This is a genomic window from Bacillus sp. BML-BC051, from assembly GCF_019656175.1.
Taxonomy (GTDB): Bacteria; Bacillota; Bacilli; order Bacillales; family Bacillaceae_G; genus Bacillus_A; species Bacillus_A mobilis.
In genome coordinates this window covers 79,592-97,240 of sequence record NZ_BPLI01000017.1, presented here as the reverse complement: position 1 = coordinate 97,240, position 17,649 = coordinate 79,592, and the positions used below count along the sequence as shown (strand labels likewise).

General features: G+C 39.4%; 14 protein-coding genes, 1 other RNA gene and 1 pseudogene. 12 read left to right on the top strand and 4 right to left on the bottom strand.

All coding sequences use genetic code 11. The annotated features are described in order from the left end of the window. Nucleotides 1-25: 25 nt before the first annotated feature. The 5 genes from gap (at nucleotide 26) to eno (ending at nucleotide 5,994) form a co-directional block, all read left to right on the top strand. Nucleotides 26-1,030 carry a type I glyceraldehyde-3-phosphate dehydrogenase gene (gene gap, locus K5S59_RS08485; protein ID WP_000161234.1) on the top strand — a complete coding sequence of 335 codons (1,005 nt, stop codon included), beginning with the start codon at nucleotides 26-28 and terminating at the stop codon, nucleotides 1,028-1,030. A gap of 139 nt (nucleotides 1,031-1,169) precedes the next feature. Beyond that, nucleotides 1,170-2,354: a phosphoglycerate kinase gene (locus K5S59_RS08480; RefSeq protein ID WP_001036332.1), complete on the top strand. Its 1,185-nt coding sequence runs from the start codon at nucleotides 1,170-1,172 to the stop codon at nucleotides 2,352-2,354. A gap of 32 nt (nucleotides 2,355-2,386) precedes the next feature. Continuing rightward, a complete protein-coding gene (gene tpiA, locus K5S59_RS08475) occupies nucleotides 2,387-3,142 on the top strand; it encodes a triose-phosphate isomerase (protein WP_001231046.1) in 756 nt (251 codons plus the stop codon). Next, entirely contained in the window at nucleotides 3,139-4,668 is a 1,530-nt protein-coding gene (gene gpmI, locus K5S59_RS08470) for a 2,3-bisphosphoglycerate-independent phosphoglycerate mutase (RefSeq protein WP_001231144.1), read from the top strand. The genes tpiA and gpmI overlap by 4 nt, the downstream gene beginning before the upstream one ends. Before the next feature lie 30 nt (nucleotides 4,669-4,698). Further along, entirely contained in the window at nucleotides 4,699-5,994 is a 1,296-nt protein-coding gene (eno, locus tag K5S59_RS08465; RefSeq protein WP_000103948.1) for a phosphopyruvate hydratase, read from the top strand. A gap of 50 nt (nucleotides 5,995-6,044) precedes the next feature. Here the strand turns inward: eno and K5S59_RS08460 are convergent. Further along, a pseudogene (locus K5S59_RS08460) lies at nucleotides 6,045-6,946 on the bottom strand (nucleoside hydrolase). Nucleotides 6,947-7,373: 427 nt separating this feature from the next. Here K5S59_RS08460 and K5S59_RS08455 point away from each other — a divergent pair. The 7 genes from K5S59_RS08455 to ssrA all read left to right on the top strand — a co-directional run bounded on the left by K5S59_RS08455 (nucleotide 7,374) and on the right by ssrA (nucleotide 13,316). Next, entirely contained in the window at nucleotides 7,374-7,742 is a 369-nt protein-coding gene (locus K5S59_RS08455) for a CidA/LrgA family holin-like protein (protein WP_000673213.1), read from the top strand. Beyond that, nucleotides 7,739-8,431: an LrgB family protein gene (locus K5S59_RS08450; RefSeq protein WP_000078300.1), complete on the top strand. Its 693-nt coding sequence runs from the start codon at nucleotides 7,739-7,741 to the stop codon at nucleotides 8,429-8,431. Before K5S59_RS08455 ends, K5S59_RS08450 begins: the two co-directional genes overlap by 4 nt. A 94-nt stretch (nucleotides 8,432-8,525) precedes the next feature. Beyond that, nucleotides 8,526-8,759 (top strand): preprotein translocase subunit SecG, encoded by a 234-nt coding sequence (gene secG / locus K5S59_RS08445; protein ID WP_000557263.1) that lies wholly within the window; start codon nucleotides 8,526-8,528, stop codon nucleotides 8,757-8,759. Nucleotides 8,760-8,920: 161 nt separating this feature from the next. Beyond that, nucleotides 8,921-9,661, top strand: a complete 741-nt coding sequence (gene estA / locus K5S59_RS08440; protein ID WP_162937161.1) for a carboxylesterase — start codon at nucleotides 8,921-8,923, stop codon at nucleotides 9,659-9,661. 142 nt (nucleotides 9,662-9,803) lie between these two features. Next, nucleotides 9,804-12,242: a ribonuclease R gene (gene rnr / locus K5S59_RS08435; protein WP_000391119.1), complete on the top strand. Its 2,439-nt coding sequence runs from the start codon at nucleotides 9,804-9,806 to the stop codon at nucleotides 12,240-12,242. Between the two features lie 126 nt (nucleotides 12,243-12,368). Further along, a complete protein-coding gene (gene smpB, locus K5S59_RS08430; protein ID WP_001123908.1) occupies nucleotides 12,369-12,836 on the top strand; it encodes an SsrA-binding protein in 468 nt (155 codons plus the stop codon). A 125-nt stretch (nucleotides 12,837-12,961) separates the two neighbouring features. Then, nucleotides 12,962-13,316, top strand: a transfer-messenger RNA (tmRNA) gene (ssrA, locus tag K5S59_RS08425). Nucleotides 13,317-13,640: 324 nt separating this feature from the next. On the opposite strand, the gene K5S59_RS08420 is transcribed toward ssrA, so the two are convergent. From K5S59_RS08420 to K5S59_RS08410, 3 genes are read right to left on the bottom strand one after another with little or no spacing between them, the layout of a single operon-like run. Next, on the bottom strand, nucleotides 13,641-14,729 hold the full coding sequence (locus K5S59_RS08420) for a GerAB/ArcD/ProY family transporter (RefSeq protein ID WP_120451114.1): 1,089 nt from the start codon (nucleotides 14,727-14,729) through the stop codon (nucleotides 13,641-13,643). A 27-nt stretch (nucleotides 14,730-14,756) separates the two neighbouring features. Further along, nucleotides 14,757-15,944 (bottom strand): Ger(x)C family spore germination protein, encoded by a 1,188-nt coding sequence (locus K5S59_RS08415; RefSeq protein ID WP_000052117.1) that lies wholly within the window; start codon nucleotides 15,942-15,944, stop codon nucleotides 14,757-14,759. Next, a complete protein-coding gene (locus K5S59_RS08410; RefSeq protein ID WP_098872508.1) occupies nucleotides 15,941-17,536 on the bottom strand; it encodes a spore germination protein in 1,596 nt (531 codons plus the stop codon). Before K5S59_RS08410 ends, K5S59_RS08415 begins: the two co-directional genes overlap by 4 nt. Nucleotides 17,537-17,649: the final 113 nt, after the last annotated feature.

The window sequence follows — 17,649 nt, the reverse complement described above, 5'->3', positions numbered from 1 at the left end:
ATAATCCCCCAAGGAGGAAATTCAAATGACTAAAATTGGTATTAATGGATTTGGACGTATCGGACGTAACGTATTCCGCGCAGCTCTTAACAACTCTGAGGTAGAAGTAGTAGCAATCAACGACTTAACAGATGCTAAAACATTAGCTCACCTTTTAAAATATGACACAGTTCACGGAACTTTAAATGCAGAAGTATCTGCTAACGAAAACAGCATCGTTGTTAACGGTAAAGAAATTAAAGTTATCGCTGAGCGTGACCCAGCTCAATTACCATGGAGCGACTACGGAGTAGAAGTAGTAGTAGAATCTACTGGCCGTTTCACTAAAAAATCAGACGCTGAAAAACACTTAGGTGGATCAGTTAAGAAAGTTATCATCTCAGCTCCAGCTTCTGACGAAGATATCACTGTAGTTATGGGTGTTAACCACGAACAATACGATGCAGCTAACCACAACGTAGTATCTAACGCTTCTTGTACTACAAACTGTCTAGCTCCATTCGCTAAAGTATTAAACGAAAAATTCGGCGTAAAACGCGGAATGATGACAACAATTCACTCTTACACTAACGACCAACAAATCTTAGACTTACCACACAAAGATTTACGTCGTGCTCGTGCAGCAGCTGAAAACATGATTCCAACATCTACTGGTGCAGCTAAAGCTGTAGCATTAGTATTACCAGAACTTAAAGGTAAATTAAACGGTGGCGCTGTACGTGTTCCAACTGCTAACGTTTCTCTTGTTGACTTAGTTGTTGAACTTGACAAAGAAGTAACAGTTGAAGATGTAAACGCAGCATTCAAAGCAGCAGCTGAAGGCGAATTAAAAGGTATCCTTGGATACAGCGAAGAGCCATTAGTATCTATCGACTATAACGGATGTACTGCTTCTTCTACAATCGATGCATTATCTACAATGGTAATGGAAGGTAACATGGTTAAAGTACTTTCTTGGTACGATAACGAAACTGGTTACTCTAACCGCGTAGTAGACCTAGCTGCATACATGACTTCTAAAGGTCTTTAATTCTTAATTATATAAGTAATCAATGACAAAACGAGGGAGAGGGTTTGTTCCCTCTCTCTCTTCTTTCGTTTTAAAAGCAAATGTGTTAAGCTTTTGAGTGGGTTTTGTCAATCCTAACTAGTAGTCGGAGGGAAATCCAATGAACAAAAAATCAATTCGTGACGTAGATTTAAAAGGTAAGCGTGTATTTTGCCGCGTTGATTTCAACGTACCTATGAAAGAAGGCAAAATTACAGATGAAACTCGTATCCGTGCAGCTCTTCCTACAATTCAATATTTAGTAGAGCAAGGTGCGAAAGTTATTTTAGCAAGTCATTTAGGCCGTCCAAAAGGTCAAGCAGTAGAAGAATTACGTCTTACTCCAGTAGCAGCACGTTTAGGCGAGCTTCTTGGTAAAGATGTTAAAAAAGCAGACGAAGCATTCGGACCAGTTGCACAAGAAATGGTTGCAGCAATGAACGAAGGCGACGTATTAGTTCTTGAAAACGTACGTTTCTATGCGGGCGAAGAAAAGAACGATGCAGAACTTGCGAAAGAATTTGCAGCTCTTGCTGACATCTTCGTAAACGATGCATTCGGTGCAGCTCACCGTGCTCACGCTTCTACAGCAGGAATCGCAGACTACCTACCAGCAGTATCTGGTCTATTAATGGAAAAAGAGTTAGATGTATTAGGTAAAGCACTTTCTAACCCAGAACGTCCATTCACAGCTATCATCGGTGGTGCGAAAGTAAAAGATAAAATCGGTGTAATTCGTCATCTATTAGACAAAGTAGATAACTTAATCATCGGTGGCGGACTTGCTTACACATTCGTTAAAGCTTTAGGTCATGAAATTGGTCTATCTCTATGTGAAGACGACAAGATCGAACTAGCTAAAGAATTTATGCAACTTGCAAAAGAAAAAGGCGTAAACTTCTACATGCCAGTTGATGTTGTAATCACAGAGGAATTCTCTGAAACTGCAACAACTCAAATCGTAGGTATCGACTCTATCCCTTCTAACTGGGAAGGCGTGGACATCGGTCCTAAAACACGTGAAATTTATGCAGATGTAATTAAAAATTCTAAGCTTGTTGTATGGAATGGACCAATGGGTGTATTCGAAATGACTCCATTCGCAGAAGGTACAAAAGCAGTAGGACAAGCATTAGCAGATGCAGAAGATACATACTCTGTTATCGGCGGTGGTGACTCTGCAGCAGCTGTTGAAAAATTCGGTATGGCTGATAAAATGAGCCACATTTCTACTGGCGGCGGTGCGTCATTAGAATTCATGGAAGGTAAAGAGCTTCCAGGTGTAGTTTGTCTTAACGACAAATAAGTAGCAGCCAAAGAAAAAGGACGGTGCAAAGCATGCGTAAACCAATTATCGCAGGTAACTGGAAAATGAATAAAACTCTATCTGAAGCAGTTAGCTTCGTAGAGGAAGTTAAAGGTCAAATCCCAGCAGCTACAGCTGTTGATGCAGTAGTTTGCTCTCCAGCTCTATTCTTAGAGCGTTTAGTAGCAGCGACTGAAGGAACTGATTTACAAGTAGGTGCACAAAACATGCACTTCGAAAAAAATGGTGCATTCACTGGCGAAATTAGCCCAGTAGCACTTAGCGACTTAAAAGTAGGCTACGTAGTACTTGGCCACTCTGAGCGTCGTGAAATGTTTGCTGAAACAGACGAGTCAGTAAACAAAAAGACTCTTGCTGCATTTGAACATGGTTTAACACCAATCGTATGTTGTGGTGAGACTTTAGAAGAGCGCGAAAGCGGAAAAACATTTGATCTAGTAGCAGGTCAAGTGACAAAAGCACTTGCAGGTTTAACAGAAGAGCAAGTTAAAGCAACTGTTATCGCTTATGAGCCAATCTGGGCTATCGGTACAGGTAAATCTTCTTCTTCTGCAGATGCAAACGAAGTATGTGCGCACATCCGTAAAGTTGTTGCAGAAGCTGTTTCTCCAGAAGCTGCAGAAGCTGTTCGTATTCAATACGGCGGTAGCGTAAAACCAGAAAACATTAAAGAGTATATGGCACAATCTGACATCGACGGCGCTTTAGTTGGCGGTGCTAGCTTAGAGCCTGCTTCGTTCTTAGGTCTTCTGGGGGCGGTAAAATGAGAAAGCCAACAGCTTTAATCATTCTTGATGGTTTCGGACTACGTGAAGAAACTCATGGGAATGCTGTAGCACAAGCTAAGAAACCTAATTTTGATGGTTACTGGAACAAATTCCCTCACACAACGCTTACAGCTTGTGGTGAGGAAGTGGGTCTTCCAGAAGGTCAAATGGGTAACTCTGAGGTTGGTCACTTAAATATCGGTGCTGGCCGCATTGTATATCAAAGCTTAACACGCGTAAACGTTGCAATTCGTGAAGGTGAGTTCGATCAGAACGAAACGTTCCAAAATGCAATTAAAAGCGTAAAAGAAAAAGGTACTGCTCTTCATTTATTCGGTTTACTTTCTGACGGTGGTGTGCACAGCCACATGAACCATATGTTTGCTCTTCTTCGCTTAGCAGCAAAAGAAGGCGTGGAGAAAGTTTATATCCATGCATTCTTAGATGGCCGCGATGTTGGACCACAAACAGCAAAAGGTTATATCGATGCAACAAATGAAGTGATTAAAGAAACAGGAGTAGGACAATTCGCGACTATCTCTGGTCGTTATTACTCTATGGACCGTGACAAGCGTTGGGATCGCGTAGAAAAATGTTACAGTGCTATGGTGAATGGTGAAGGCCCTACTTATAAATCAGCAGAAGAGTGTGTAGAAGACTCTTATGCAAATGGTATCTACGATGAATTCGTATTGCCGTCTGTAATTGTTAACGAAGATAACACGCCAGTTGCAACAATCAATGATGATGATGCAGTTATCTTCTATAACTTCCGTCCAGACCGTGCAATTCAAATTGCTCGTGTATTTACAAACGAAGACTTCCGTGAGTTCGATCGTGGTGAAAAAGTACCTCACATTCCTGAATTCGTTTGTATGACACATTTCAGTGAAACTGTAGATGGTTACGTGGCATTCAAGCCAATGAATCTTGATAACACATTAGGTGAAGTTGTTGCGCAAGCGGGATTAAAGCAACTTCGCATCGCGGAAACTGAAAAGTATCCGCACGTTACATTCTTCTTTAGCGGTGGTCGTGAGGCTGAATTCCCAGGAGAAGAGCGTATCTTAATTAACTCACCGAAGGTTGCAACGTATGACTTGAAACCTGAAATGAGCATTTACGAAGTAACGGACGCTTTAGTAAATGAAATCGAAAATGATAAACATGATGTTATCATTCTTAACTTTGCGAACTGTGATATGGTTGGCCATTCTGGGATGATGGAACCAACAATTAAAGCAGTAGAAGCAACTGACGAATGTTTAGGAAAAGTTGTAGAAGCGATTCTTGCAAAAGATGGTGTAGCACTTATTACTGCTGACCATGGTAATGCTGATCAGGAGTTAACTGCTGATGGTGAACCAATGACAGCTCATACAACTAACCCGGTTCCTTTCATCGTTACAAAAAATGACGTAGAGCTTCGTGAAGGTGGTATTTTAGGAGATATCGCCCCAACAATGCTTACACTTTTAAATGTGGAACAACCGAAAGAAATGACAGGTAAAACAATTATTAAATAATTTGCTTATATAAAAAGGAGAGAATTTATTATGTCAACAATTATTGATGTTTATGCTCGCGAAGTCCTTGACTCTCGTGGTAACCCAACTGTAGAAGTAGAAGTTTACACAGAAAGCGGCGCTTTCGGACGCGCTATCGTACCAAGTGGTGCATCTACTGGTGAGCACGAAGCAGTAGAATTACGTGACGGTGACAAATCTCGTTACCTTGGTAAAGGTGTTCTAAATGCAGTAAACAACGTTAACGAAGCAATCGCTCCAGAAATCGTTGGTTTCGACGTAACTGATCAAGCTGGTATCGACCGTGCTATGATCGAATTAGATGGCACTCCAAACAAAGGTAAACTAGGCGCTAACGCTATCCTTGGTGTATCTATGGCAGTAGCTCACGCAGCAGCTGACTTCGTAGGTCTTCCATTATACCGTTACCTTGGTGGATTCAATGCAAAACAATTACCAACTCCAATGATGAACATCATCAACGGTGGTTCTCACGCTGATAACAACGTAGACTTCCAAGAGTTCATGATCTTACCAGTTGGTGCTCCAACATTCAAAGAATCAATCCGTATGGGTGCTGAAGTATTCCATGCACTTAAAGCTGTATTACATGACAAAGGTCTTAATACTGCAGTAGGTGACGAAGGTGGATTCGCTCCAAACCTTGGTTCTAACCGTGAAGCATTAGAAGTAATCATCGAAGCTATCGAAAAAGCTGGTTACAAAGCTGGCGAGAACGTATTCTTAGGAATGGACGTTGCTTCTTCTGAGTTCTACAACAAAGAAACTGGTAAATATGACCTTGCAGGCGAAGGCCGTACTGGCTTAACTTCTGCAGAAATGGTTGATTTCTACGAAGAGCTTTGCAAAGACTTCCCAATCATCTCTATTGAAGATGGTTTAGACGAAAACGACTGGGATGGTCACAAATTATTAACTGAGCGTATCGGTGATAAAGTACAATTAGTTGGTGACGATTTATTCGTAACTAACACGCAAAAACTTGCTGAAGGTATTGAAAAAGGTATCTCTAACTCAATCTTAATTAAAGTTAACCAAATCGGTACTTTAACTGAGACTTTCGAAGCTATCGAAATGGCTAAACGTGCTGGTTACACAGCAGTTGTATCTCACCGTTCTGGTGAAACTGAAGATGCTACAATCGCTGACATCGCAGTTGCAACTAACGCTGGCCAAATCAAAACTGGTTCTATGAGCCGTACTGACCGTATTGCTAAGTACAACCAATTATTACGCATCGAAGACGAACTAGGCGAAATCGCTGTTTACGATGGTATCAAATCTTTCTACAACATCAAACGATAATTGTAGAAAATAACGACAGACCGTGAGAAATCACGGTCTGTTTTTTTATGTTAAAATTGCTCACCCGTCATAAGTGACATGAAATGTTTAAAGAAACGGTTATAATAAAAATCAATTGCGATTTGATGACTCGGCCAATTAGTAAATGGTTTAGATTCTCCTAAAGAGCGAAATTCTCCAATGCTTGCTCCTTGTGCATAGGATTCCGTCATGACAGCGATAGGTGATTTATGATACGTAAACATAGAGTTATCAAGTAAAGCGAGTATTGGTATTGTGTCATGAAAGGGGCTTCCTTTTAAATCTGGTAGGGCATTTTTATAATATCCATAGTAATAATGATTGAATAACGGTTTGACAAGTGGGGCTTTTCCTTTTGCTTCAATGTATTCAGCCATTTCTGGTGTAATGACAGAATATTGAGTGACGTTTAACGGGTATATATACATGTTAGCTGTGGATTGAAGGACTATATTAGCAGCAGTAGGATCGCCATAAAAGTTTGCTTCGGAAATAGGTGTAACATTACCAGGGTGTAAAAAGGCACTGCCCATTACATAGTAAGATTTAATTTGCTTCATTAGCTGTTTACATAGGATGAATAAAATTGCGAGGGAGGTAAGTCTTCCTAAACTTACAATGATTAATTCATCTTTATATTGCTCAATAAGAGGGATAACTTCAAAAAAATTCTCCATTTCTCCGTTAGTGACATTCTCCTTTGGAATAATTGGCCCGAGCCCTTGTTTCCCGTGTACATTCGTAAAGAAAGCAAGAGGGCACCAGTAAGCGGTTGTTCTGAACCACCAAATACTTTAATATTTCTATTTTTTGTTTCGTGCTTAAGAAAATGAGCATTTTGTACGGCCATTTCTTTTGGAACATTGCCGTAATCAGCAACAATGCCGATGATTTCTATTTCATTGATAAAGAATGCTAAGAGGAGGGCCATCGCATCATCAATCCCAGGATCACAAAAAATAAGAACTTTTTTGGGCATATATTCACCACCTATCTTATTTATCCCACTTTAATGGGCAGTAAGATTCCCACCTCAAAATTCAGCGAAAGCAAAGATTTGGTGAGGGCTGATAAGAAGAACCCCCACTGATTAAAGTTTCACTTTATATATATGTAAGCTTAAGGATAAAAAGATTATTTTATTGAAATAACAACCATATAAATTCAGAAAATAAAAACTTTTTATATTAGGTCAAGGTTTTTGACTTAATTTTCACGCGCAAATCCAGTCATATCAAGGTTGTAAGCGTCTAACATAGGGTATTTTTTCTGTCAAGTTGATAAATTGCAGCTTTTTACAATTTATACTATGATAAAGATATTAACAGAAGATCGTATAAACATGAGGGATGATGAACATGAAATTTACAAAGATTCTTGTCCAAATTGCTGCTCTTTACGTTTTTTATATGGTTGGAACTTGGGCACAAGAAATGTTAAATATTCCGATTCCAGGAAGTTTAATTGGAATGTTCCTCTTACTTGTTTTACTTAGTCTAAAAGTCCTTCCAGTGAAATGGTTCGATTTAGGAGCAGAAACACTCGTTGCGATTATGCCGTTTTTATTAATTCCGCCAACGCTTGGCCTAATGAATTACGGTGCTTTTTTTATGAGTAAAGGAATTTCTCTTTTCATTACAATTGTAGCGAGTACATTTTTAATTATTATTGTCGCAGGACATACAGGACAATATCTTGCGAATAGAAAGGAAAGAGAGTCGCGATGAGCCAAATATTAATCGGAATTGGTTGGGTTCTTTTTACGGTGCTATTATACCAATTATCTAAAAAAATCTATAAATTATTTCCAACACCATTCACCATTCCAATGCTTGTAGCAACAGGATTAATGGCTTTCTTATTTATTATGCTTGATATACCATATCAACATTATATGGAAAGTGGTGGCGGCTGGATTGCAAAACTGCTCGGACCCGGTGTTGTAGCATTTGCAGTTCCTCTTTATAAACAACGTCACGTTCTTCAAAAGTATGTTGTACCGATTGCTGGTGGCGTATTAGTAGGCACAACAGTTGCCATTGCGAGTGATTTTGCCATTGCATCACTTATGGGAACAGATAAAAGCTTAATTTTATCTTCTCTACCAAAATCAGTGACAATGCCAGTTGCAATGAGTGTTTCAGAGCAAGTTGGTGGTGTACCGTCATTAACAGCAGCTTTCGTTGTTATCGCCGGGATTACTGGAACGATTACCGGCCCGCTTTTATTAAAATGGAGCCGTGTTACAAACTCAGTTGGTAAAGGTATCGGATTTGGATGTGCTTCTCATATTATGGGTGTAATGAGAGCGATGAAAAATAATGAACATGAAGGTGTTATTGGATCGGTAACAATGACATTAACAGCAATTTTGACATGTTTGCTCGGGCCGTTATTTGCAATGATGTTTATGTAATAGAAGAAAAGCGAGAGCGACTCTATAGCTCTCGCTTTTCTATAGAATTTATGCTACAGTTAAAATAACTGAATCTTTGTAGGAGGTACGCCAAGTGCATACGTTATTATCCGTTTTACTTATTATTGTATCGATTTTAATGATTGTTATGGTACTTATGCAGTCTAGTAATAGCTCAGGCCTTTCAGGTGCAATTTCAGGCGGTGCAGAGCAATTATTTGGTAAGCAAAAAGCACGTGGAATTGAAGCAGTATTAAACCGTATTACAATTGTTTTAGCTGTTCTATTCTTCGTATTAACAATTGCTGTTACGTACTTAAATTTATAGAATTGAAAGAAGAAGCGTTAGTAAGTTGTACTAATGGTTCTTCTTTTTTGTTTTGCTAGTTGAAAGATGTTTCTAATTAGATTATAGAAATATAAATATGGTACACTAAGATATAGAAAGAATACGACTAGATTACAGAAGAGAAAGAGGAGAAATACATGATGAAATTAGCATCTCCGAAACCATTTACATTTGAGGGTGGAGACCGCGCTGTTTTATTACTACATGGTTTCACAGGAAACTCAGCTGATGTACGTATGTTAGGGCGTTTCTTAGAGAAGAAAGGCTACACTTGTCATGCGCCAATTTATAAAGGGCACGGTGTACCACCAGAAGAGCTTGTTCATACAGGTCCTGAAGACTGGTGGCAAGATGTAACAGAGGCATATCAGCTTTTAAAAGATAAAGGCTTTGAAAAAATTGCTGTTGTTGGATTATCACTTGGCGGCGTATTTTCTTTGAAATTAGGTTATACAGTACCGGTTTTAGGTGTAGTACCAATGTGTGCACCAATGTATATTAAGAGTGAAGAAACGATGTACCAAGGTATATTAGCATACGCCCGCGAATATAAAAAGCGTGAGCAAAAATCACCAGAGCAAATCGAACAAGAAATGTTGGAATTCCAACAGACACCGATGAATACATTAAAAGCATTACAACAATTAATTGCTGACGTACGTAACAATGTGGATATGATTTATGCACCAACATTTGTTGTACAAGCACGTCATGATGAAATGATTAATACAGATAGTGCTAACATTATTTATAACGGTGTAGAATCTACGTTAAAAGATATTAAATGGTATGAAGACTCTACGCATGTCATTACACTGGATAAGCAACGTGACGAGCTACATGAGGATGTATATAACTTCTTGGAGCAACTAGATTGGTAAGATCTAGTTGCCTCTTTTTTTCATAAGGAATTTTTTGTGAAAACTGTAAAAATCATTAGGGGAGTATTAAAGTTTCGCTTTATACATCCCCGGTCTTTCGGATACACTAAATAATATAAGGGTTTAAAGGAGGTATTTCTGCTTGGAAGAAATCATACAAGAAAATATTGATAAGTTGTTATTATTTATGAGAGAAGAAGCGTATAAACCGTTAACAATACAAGAGTTAGAAGAGGCATTTGGAATTGAGGGGTCTGAGGGCTTTAAAGATTTTGTAAAGGCACTTGTAATGATGGAAGAGAAGGGACTTGTTATTCGCACACGTAGTAACCGTTACGGTCTTCCTGAAAAGATGAATTTAGTACGCGGTAAATTAATTGGACATGCACGTGGCTTTGCATTCGTTGTACCAGAAGAGAAGAAAACCGGAGACGATGATCTTTTCATCCCGCCTACAGAGTTAAACGGTGCACTTCATGGCGATACAGTATTAGCGCGTGTTAGCGCACAATCAAGTGGATCACGCCAAGAAGGTTCAATTGTACGTATTTTAGAGCGCGGTACGAAAGAACTAGTTGGTACATATACAGAATCGAAAAACTTTGGATTTGTTGTACCTGACAATAAGCGCTGGACGAGTGATATCTTTATCTTGAAAAGTGCATCAATGGGTGCTGTAGAAGGCCATAAAGTAGTTGTGAAAATTACGAGCTATCCAGAGAATCGTTTAAGTGCAGAAGGTGAAGTTATTCAAATTCTAGGTCATAAAAATGATCCAGGAGTAGATATTTTATCAGTTATTCATAAACATCATCTGCCTTTAGCATTCCCTGAAGAAGTGATGGAGCATGCAAACAGTGTACCAGAAACGATTTCAGAAGAAGATTTAAAAGATCGTCGTGACCTGCGTGACCAAATGATCGTAACAATTGACGGTGCAGACGCGAAAGATTTAGATGACGCTGTTACAGTAACGAAGCTCGAGAACGGTAACTATAAACTTGGCGTTCATATTGCGGATGTAAGTCATTACGTTCAAGAAGGTTCTCCAATTGATGTAGAAGCAGCGGAGAGAGCGACGAGTGTCTATCTTGTTGACCGTGTAATTCCGATGATTCCACATCGTCTATCTAACGGTATTTGTTCGTTAAACCCGAAAGTAGACCGTCTGACGTTATCTTGTGAAATGGAAATTAACAACTTAGGTGATGTTGTAAAGCATGAGATTTTCCAAAGTGTGATTAAAACGACAGAGCGTATGACGTATGCTGACGTAAGAAGCATTTTAGAAGATGAGGACGAAGAGTTAATCAAACGCTATGAGCCGCTCGTACCGATGTTTAAAGAGATGGGTCAATTGGCACAGATTTTACGTGAAAAACGTATGCGCCGCGGTGCAATCGACTTTGACTTTAAAGAAGCGAAAGTATTAGTAGATGAAGAAGGTAAACCGACAGATGTTGTCATGCGTGATCGTTCTGTATCAGAGAAGTTAATTGAAGAATTTATGCTTGTTGCGAACGAAACAGTAGCAGAGCATTTCCACTGGATGAACGTACCATTCATGTACCGTGTCCATGAAGATCCGAAAGAAGATAAGCTGGAACGTTTCTTCGAGTTTGTAACAAACTTCGGATATGCAGTAAAAGGACGTGCGAATGAAATACATCCTCGTGCGCTGCAACAAATTCTTGAAATGGTTCAAGGACAGCCGGAAGAAGTAGTTATTTCAACAGTAATGCTTCGTTCAATGAAGCAAGCGCGTTACGATGCGGATAGCTTAGGACATTTCGGTTTATCAACTGAGTTCTACACACATTTCACATCACCAATTCGTCGTTACCCAGATACAATCGTTCATAGATTAATTCGTGAATACATCATTAACGGTAAAGTCGACAACGAAACACAAGCAAAATGGCGTGAAAACTTACCTGAAATTGCAGAGCATTCTTCTAATATGGAACGCCGTGCTGTTGAAGCAGAACGTGAAACAGATGAAATGAAAAAAGCAGAGTATATGGTTGATAAGATCGGCGAAGAGTATGACGGTATGATTAGCTCTGTAACAAACTTCGGTTTATTCGTAGAGCTTCCAAATACAATTGAAGGTCTTGTACATGTTAGCTACTTAACGGATGATTACTACCGTTATGACGAGAAACATTTCGCAATGATCGGAGAACGTACAGGTAACGTATTCCGCATCGGAGACGAAATTACAATTCGTGTTATTAACGTAAACAAAGACGAGCGTGCAATCGACTTTGAAATCGTTGGCATGAAAGGTACGCCTCGTCGTAAGTTCAAAGATCGCCCAGTCGTTATCGAACAGCCAAGAACAGGAAGAAAGAAACGCGGTGGACGTAGCGAGCGCAGTAATGAGCGCGGCGGAGAACGTGGTACAGGTAGAAAATTCGACCGTGGTGGCAAAGGAAAAGGAAGAGGATCAGCTTCAGCTTCTGCTTCCACTTCCACGTCCGCTAGTCAGCCAGGGAAAAAAGATGGTAACGGTAAGAAGAAAAAAGCATTCTTCGAAAATGTACCAGGATTCAAGAAGAAAAAGAAAAAGCGTAAGTAAGAAAAGGAGGGCTTCGCTTTGATAAAAAGCGGGGCCGTTTTCTTTTTTCTTCGTGGCTTGAGAGCGAGCCACTTTCGCTTTTTATTAACATTTGTTACAATAGTAAAAATAGAGGAGGGACGTTATATGCCAAAGGGTTCAGGTAAGGTTATTGCACAAAATAAAAAAGCATTTCATGATTATTTCATCGAAGAAACATACGAGGCAGGGCTTGTCCTTCAAGGAACTGAAATTAAGTCGATTCGCGCTGGACGCGTGAACTTGAAAGATGCGTTTGCACGTGTACATAATGGTGAAGTATGGGTACATAATATGCATATTAGTACATATGAGCAAGGGAATCGTTTCAACCATGATCCGCTTCGCACGAGAAAGTTACTTCTTCATAAAAAAGAAATTGAGAAGTTAACGGGTGCTTCAAAAGAAACAGGCTATGCATTAGTTCCAGTTAGAATTTATTTGAAAAATGGATTCGCGAAAATGGCACTTGGTTTAGCAAAAGGTAAAAAGCAATATGATAAGCGTAACGATTTAAAAGAGAAAGAAGCAAAACGTGAAATTGCACGCGCGTTCCGTGATCGTCAAAAGATGTAATACAGATATTTACATTTGTAAAACGACGCGCGTATGTTATAATAACTTATGTAAGATTGTTGCACATTGAAAAACAGCTCTTAGTAGCTATCACGATATTTCTTCGTATGCTCCATTTTTATCATGGGGACGTTACGGATTCGACAGGGATAGTTCGAGCTTAGGTTGCGAGTCGAGGGGATCGGCCTCGTTAAAACGTCAAAGCCTATAATTGGCAAACAAAACAATCTTTCTTTAGCTGCTTAATTGCACTAAAGGTTCCTCCCTCCATCGTCCATGTGGTAGGGTAAGGGACTCAAACTAAGTGGACTACGCCGGAGTTCGCCGTCTGAGGGCGAAGGAAGAGAACAATCAGACTAGCAACTTGGAAGCCTGTCGATAGGCCGAAGAGTTCGCGAAATGCTAATATATCGACTACACTCGTAGAAGCTTAAGTGCCGATATTTTTGGACGTGGGTTCGACTCCCACCGTCTCCACCAATACATATTTGGTGGTTTTTTTATTTTGTATATAACAAGAAGCATAAGATGGCCGTTTTGGCCAACTTATGCTTCTTTTAGTTTATGGCTAACTTATGCTGCCGATATAAAAGATGGGTCAATAAGCCATCTCTTTAGTTCATATAATGACAGCTATCCGTATGTATTGTACCTTAAACATATAATGTAGAGTGCTTTTTTATTTGGGTCGTTTATTTCTCTTAAGTTGATAGGCATTTGGTGATATCTCAAAAACACGTTTTATGTGTGTCGAAAAATTAAATACCCTTTCACCATTACATTTAATCAAGCTACCAATTGGGTTTATGCATATTTCCTTCGGATTTTGCCAACCACCAATAACAGTAAAGGGATCCCTAGCTCATAGACGGGGAATGCAATTGGAATTACGAAAAATATGTAGTAATAATGGGTAAATGTCTGGATATTTTTAACTGACACAGCTACGATAAACGAAATAGGAGCAAGAATCAAAGCTACTTTTCGCCAATCCTTCAAATGAAACATTTGTGCTGTTCCATAACAAGCGAGAAACATGTATAACGCCAGTTTAACAAAAATACTAAAAAACCAAATAATAACAATCAAAATATCCACATTTTGAATGAACTCCATGACGGATATGTACCGGCTTAAATCGTAAACTGGATACAAAAAACTTGAAGGTAAATTCGGACCGAATGTTAAAATGACCGCTAATGTTCCGATCGTTACCATGAAAACGGCCAGTCCTACTCCCCACATCGCTCGCGATGATGCTTGTTCTGGTTTGTCCATAAAGAAAATGAACATTGTCATCATGACAGCCTCTCCAAAAAATGCAGCCACAGGGGTATAGGAACCTTTAAGGATGGGAAGCCATCCAGAATCGTGATAAATAGGGCGCATATAATCCCAATTCATATTGCCAACATTTAAAAGGATTACAAACGTTATCATTAAAAGTACCATTGGCCCTATGATTTCACTTAAGCGTCCGATACCTTCCACTCCACCTTGGTAAATGATAAAAATGAGCAATAACATAGCGGTAAAGACAATAACCCACAAAGGTGTATTATGAAACAAAGCGATAATAATGAACTCACCAAATTCACGGACGGTTATCCAAATTATCATATACCATGCAAAGAAGTAGGGAATCATCAGTAGCTTTCCTAGCCATTTACCAAGAATGGTTTGACTAAATTCAATCAAAGTTTGCTTCGGATAAAGCGAACCAAGTGTGGTTGCCAAGAAAGTAAGAGCAATCCCCACACACCCTGCAATCAAGAGCGAGATCCATGCATCTTGTTTGGCAGTGCGAATCGTCGCTGGAATAACTAGAAGGAGTGATTGTCCCACTTCAAATGTGAACATCATCCAAAAGATTTGTCTGCCAGAGATTTTCATTGAATTTCTCACACTCAATATTCCTCCTTATTTTTTTATTTCATTTTTCTTTAACTGCAACGATGGTCCAGTCAATCCTACTCGCCGAATAGTAAGCTTTGTATAAACAGAAACCTGCACTTTTCGAAACTGTTTACTCCAATTCTTTTTTAGCCCTTTCCATTCGGATGGATATTTTTGATGAATGGCTTCTCCAAATCCAAAGATATCGGTTCCGTATTGTTTTTGAACCTTTTTAATAGTTTGGAGAGCTTGTTTTTCAACTTGTTTTTCCAATACATGTTCTAAAAGAGTAAGATTTTTTGGTTGCGAAAGATCTAAATTCGTATTATTCTCCTGAATCGTTCCTTCACCAGAAAAAACAACGTCACACTTAATTGTGTCCCCTTGTATAGTAGGTATGATTTTTCTATTGATCTTTGTCATATATAAACTTGCACTACCATTTCCTTTAGAGGCCGTTGCTGTAACCGTCTGTTTACTTAAACGATTCACTATCCAAAGAGTAGTTAACCATTCCTGCATGTTTAAGTATCCTACCAATTTGAAATCGTTGTTAAATATAGCACCGCCTACAATTTGAAACCCTTTGATCTCGGCTTTACCTTTTTTATTAGACGTATTTAGCTTAATAGCAGGCAAAATTGGGGTGATTCCATCACTCGTACCAGCAATAAGAAAATTTAATAAAGACATATCTCCCAATGCCTCTATGTGCATATGCTCTTTAAGTGCCCCAAGTGCTGGGATAGACTCTAAAGGGATGGATGCTTTCAGAAATTCTTTTGCAGTATTCCCCTTTATTACAAACGCATCTGCTCGTAATCGAATATCAGGATCGCGGCTATATGCATCTAAAACTGGAGTGAGACCATTTTTAGCCATCTTTTCTCCAATCAATATTACACGCTGGTGCCCTCGAAAGATTTCTCTCGACATTTTTGTTTGCATCATTTGTACAGCTTCATGTGTATCCCTTCCAGTTCCGGATTCTATAAAAACTGCTTTTCCTGCATTACTTCTTCCGCTCTGTCCCATTCCCATTTTTGATGGGATGATAAACTGAGCGCTAATTTCAACCTTGTTATTCTTTGCTTGATCAAGTCCCCATCCTAATTCTATTGCTAGATCATTTAATTCTGTACGATCCCAGCAGCCCGTCAAGAAAAATAAAAAAACGACCAGTATCATACAAAGTGCCTTGTGCAGGCTCATTCTGTATCCACTCCCCGTTTCGCACCTGGCTGTTGTCCATCTGGAAAACGTATTTTATCTTCGCCGGATACCATTATAGGGCGGTGTGTCATGTTCCAACGAGGTGTTCGGAGTAAAACATCCTTTAAATCACTCGGAGTCTGAGGCGCAACCGGACTTAAATACGGAATACCAAAAGAACGAATGTTAGTTACATGAATCAAAATTGCAAGGGTGCTTATTGCAATACCGTATAGTCCAAGCATCCCCGCCAATAACAGCATCGGAAAGCGTAGCATCCGGTAAGCTGTTCCCAAGTTATAGCGCGGGAACGCAAACGACGCAATACCGGTTGTCGCGACAACAATAACCAATGGTGCCGAAATAATACCTGCTTGCACAGCAGCTTGTCCGATGACAAGTGCTCCCACAATGCTAACTGCTGATCCAACGGGTTTGGGCAGCCGAACGCCAGCTTCCCTCAAACCTTCAAATAAAAATTCCATCATTAGCGCTTCTATGACAGCAGGGAAAGGAATGCCTTCTCGAGCAGCTGCAATACTAATAAGCAAATTTGTCGGGATTAATTTCGGATGAAAGGTTGTAATAGCAACATAGAGAGAAGGAAGAAATAATGAAATGTTGATTAATACTAAACGTATCCATCGAATAAAGGTTGTGTAGATGGAGCGTTCATAATAATCCTCCGCTGCTTGCAGACCTGTCCAAAATGTCATAGGAACGATCAAAACGAAAGGTGTGTTATCCACTAAAATGGCTACTTTCCCTTCTAAAAGACTTGCACACACCGCATCCGGCCGCTCGGTGTTCTGAATTTGCGGAAAGGGAGAAAAAGGTTGATCCTCGATAAATTCTTCAATGAAAGCTGACTCCAACACCCCATCAATTTGAATTCGCTGTATCCTTTGTCGCACTTCGTCCAAAACGGAATCGGGAGCAATGCCCTCAATGTAGGCAATCACCACATCTGTCTGTGATAATTCCCCGATCGAATAGGGTTCCATTTTTAGTTTTTGGCTCCGAATTCTTCGGCGAATAAGGCTTGTGTTGACTCTTAACGTTTCCGTAAAACCATCCCGAGGACCACGAACAGAGATCTCAGCAGCAGGCTCTTCAATACTCCGTTTTTCAAACCCTTTTAAATCCGCAATCAGGGCTTGACTCTCTCCATCTGTTAAAATGACGATATTAGCTTTCAATACTCCCTCTATAACCTCACGAAGTTTAGAAACTGTCTTTACTTGAGAAACAGCAATGAGCTGATTTTGGATGATTTTTCTTGCTGAATCCACACTCTTTAATCCACCAGGCATACCTTCGAACATCATCGGTTTCAAAACAACTTGTTCTAAAATCTTGGTGTCAGTTAATCCATCTATATAAATAAAAAGAATTTTAGTTTGACTATTTATTAGAATTGGACGAAAAACAATATCAGAACAATTTTCAAAAACTCGTTTCAAAGCTTCTTCATTCGCAAATACACTCTGATCAAGATCACGATCTTGATCATTTTGAAGCAGCATACTTGCATTCTCAAGTTCCTGAATATCTTTTTTCAAACGCTTTATCTTACGAAGTTTCTTCATCATACTACCCCATTTATCGAATGGTTTATGTTTTGTACAAAAAGTAGATTTTTTATATTTGGACCTTAAAGTTAATGGTTCCTTGATAGCAAATTTTTATATACCTTCCCACCTAA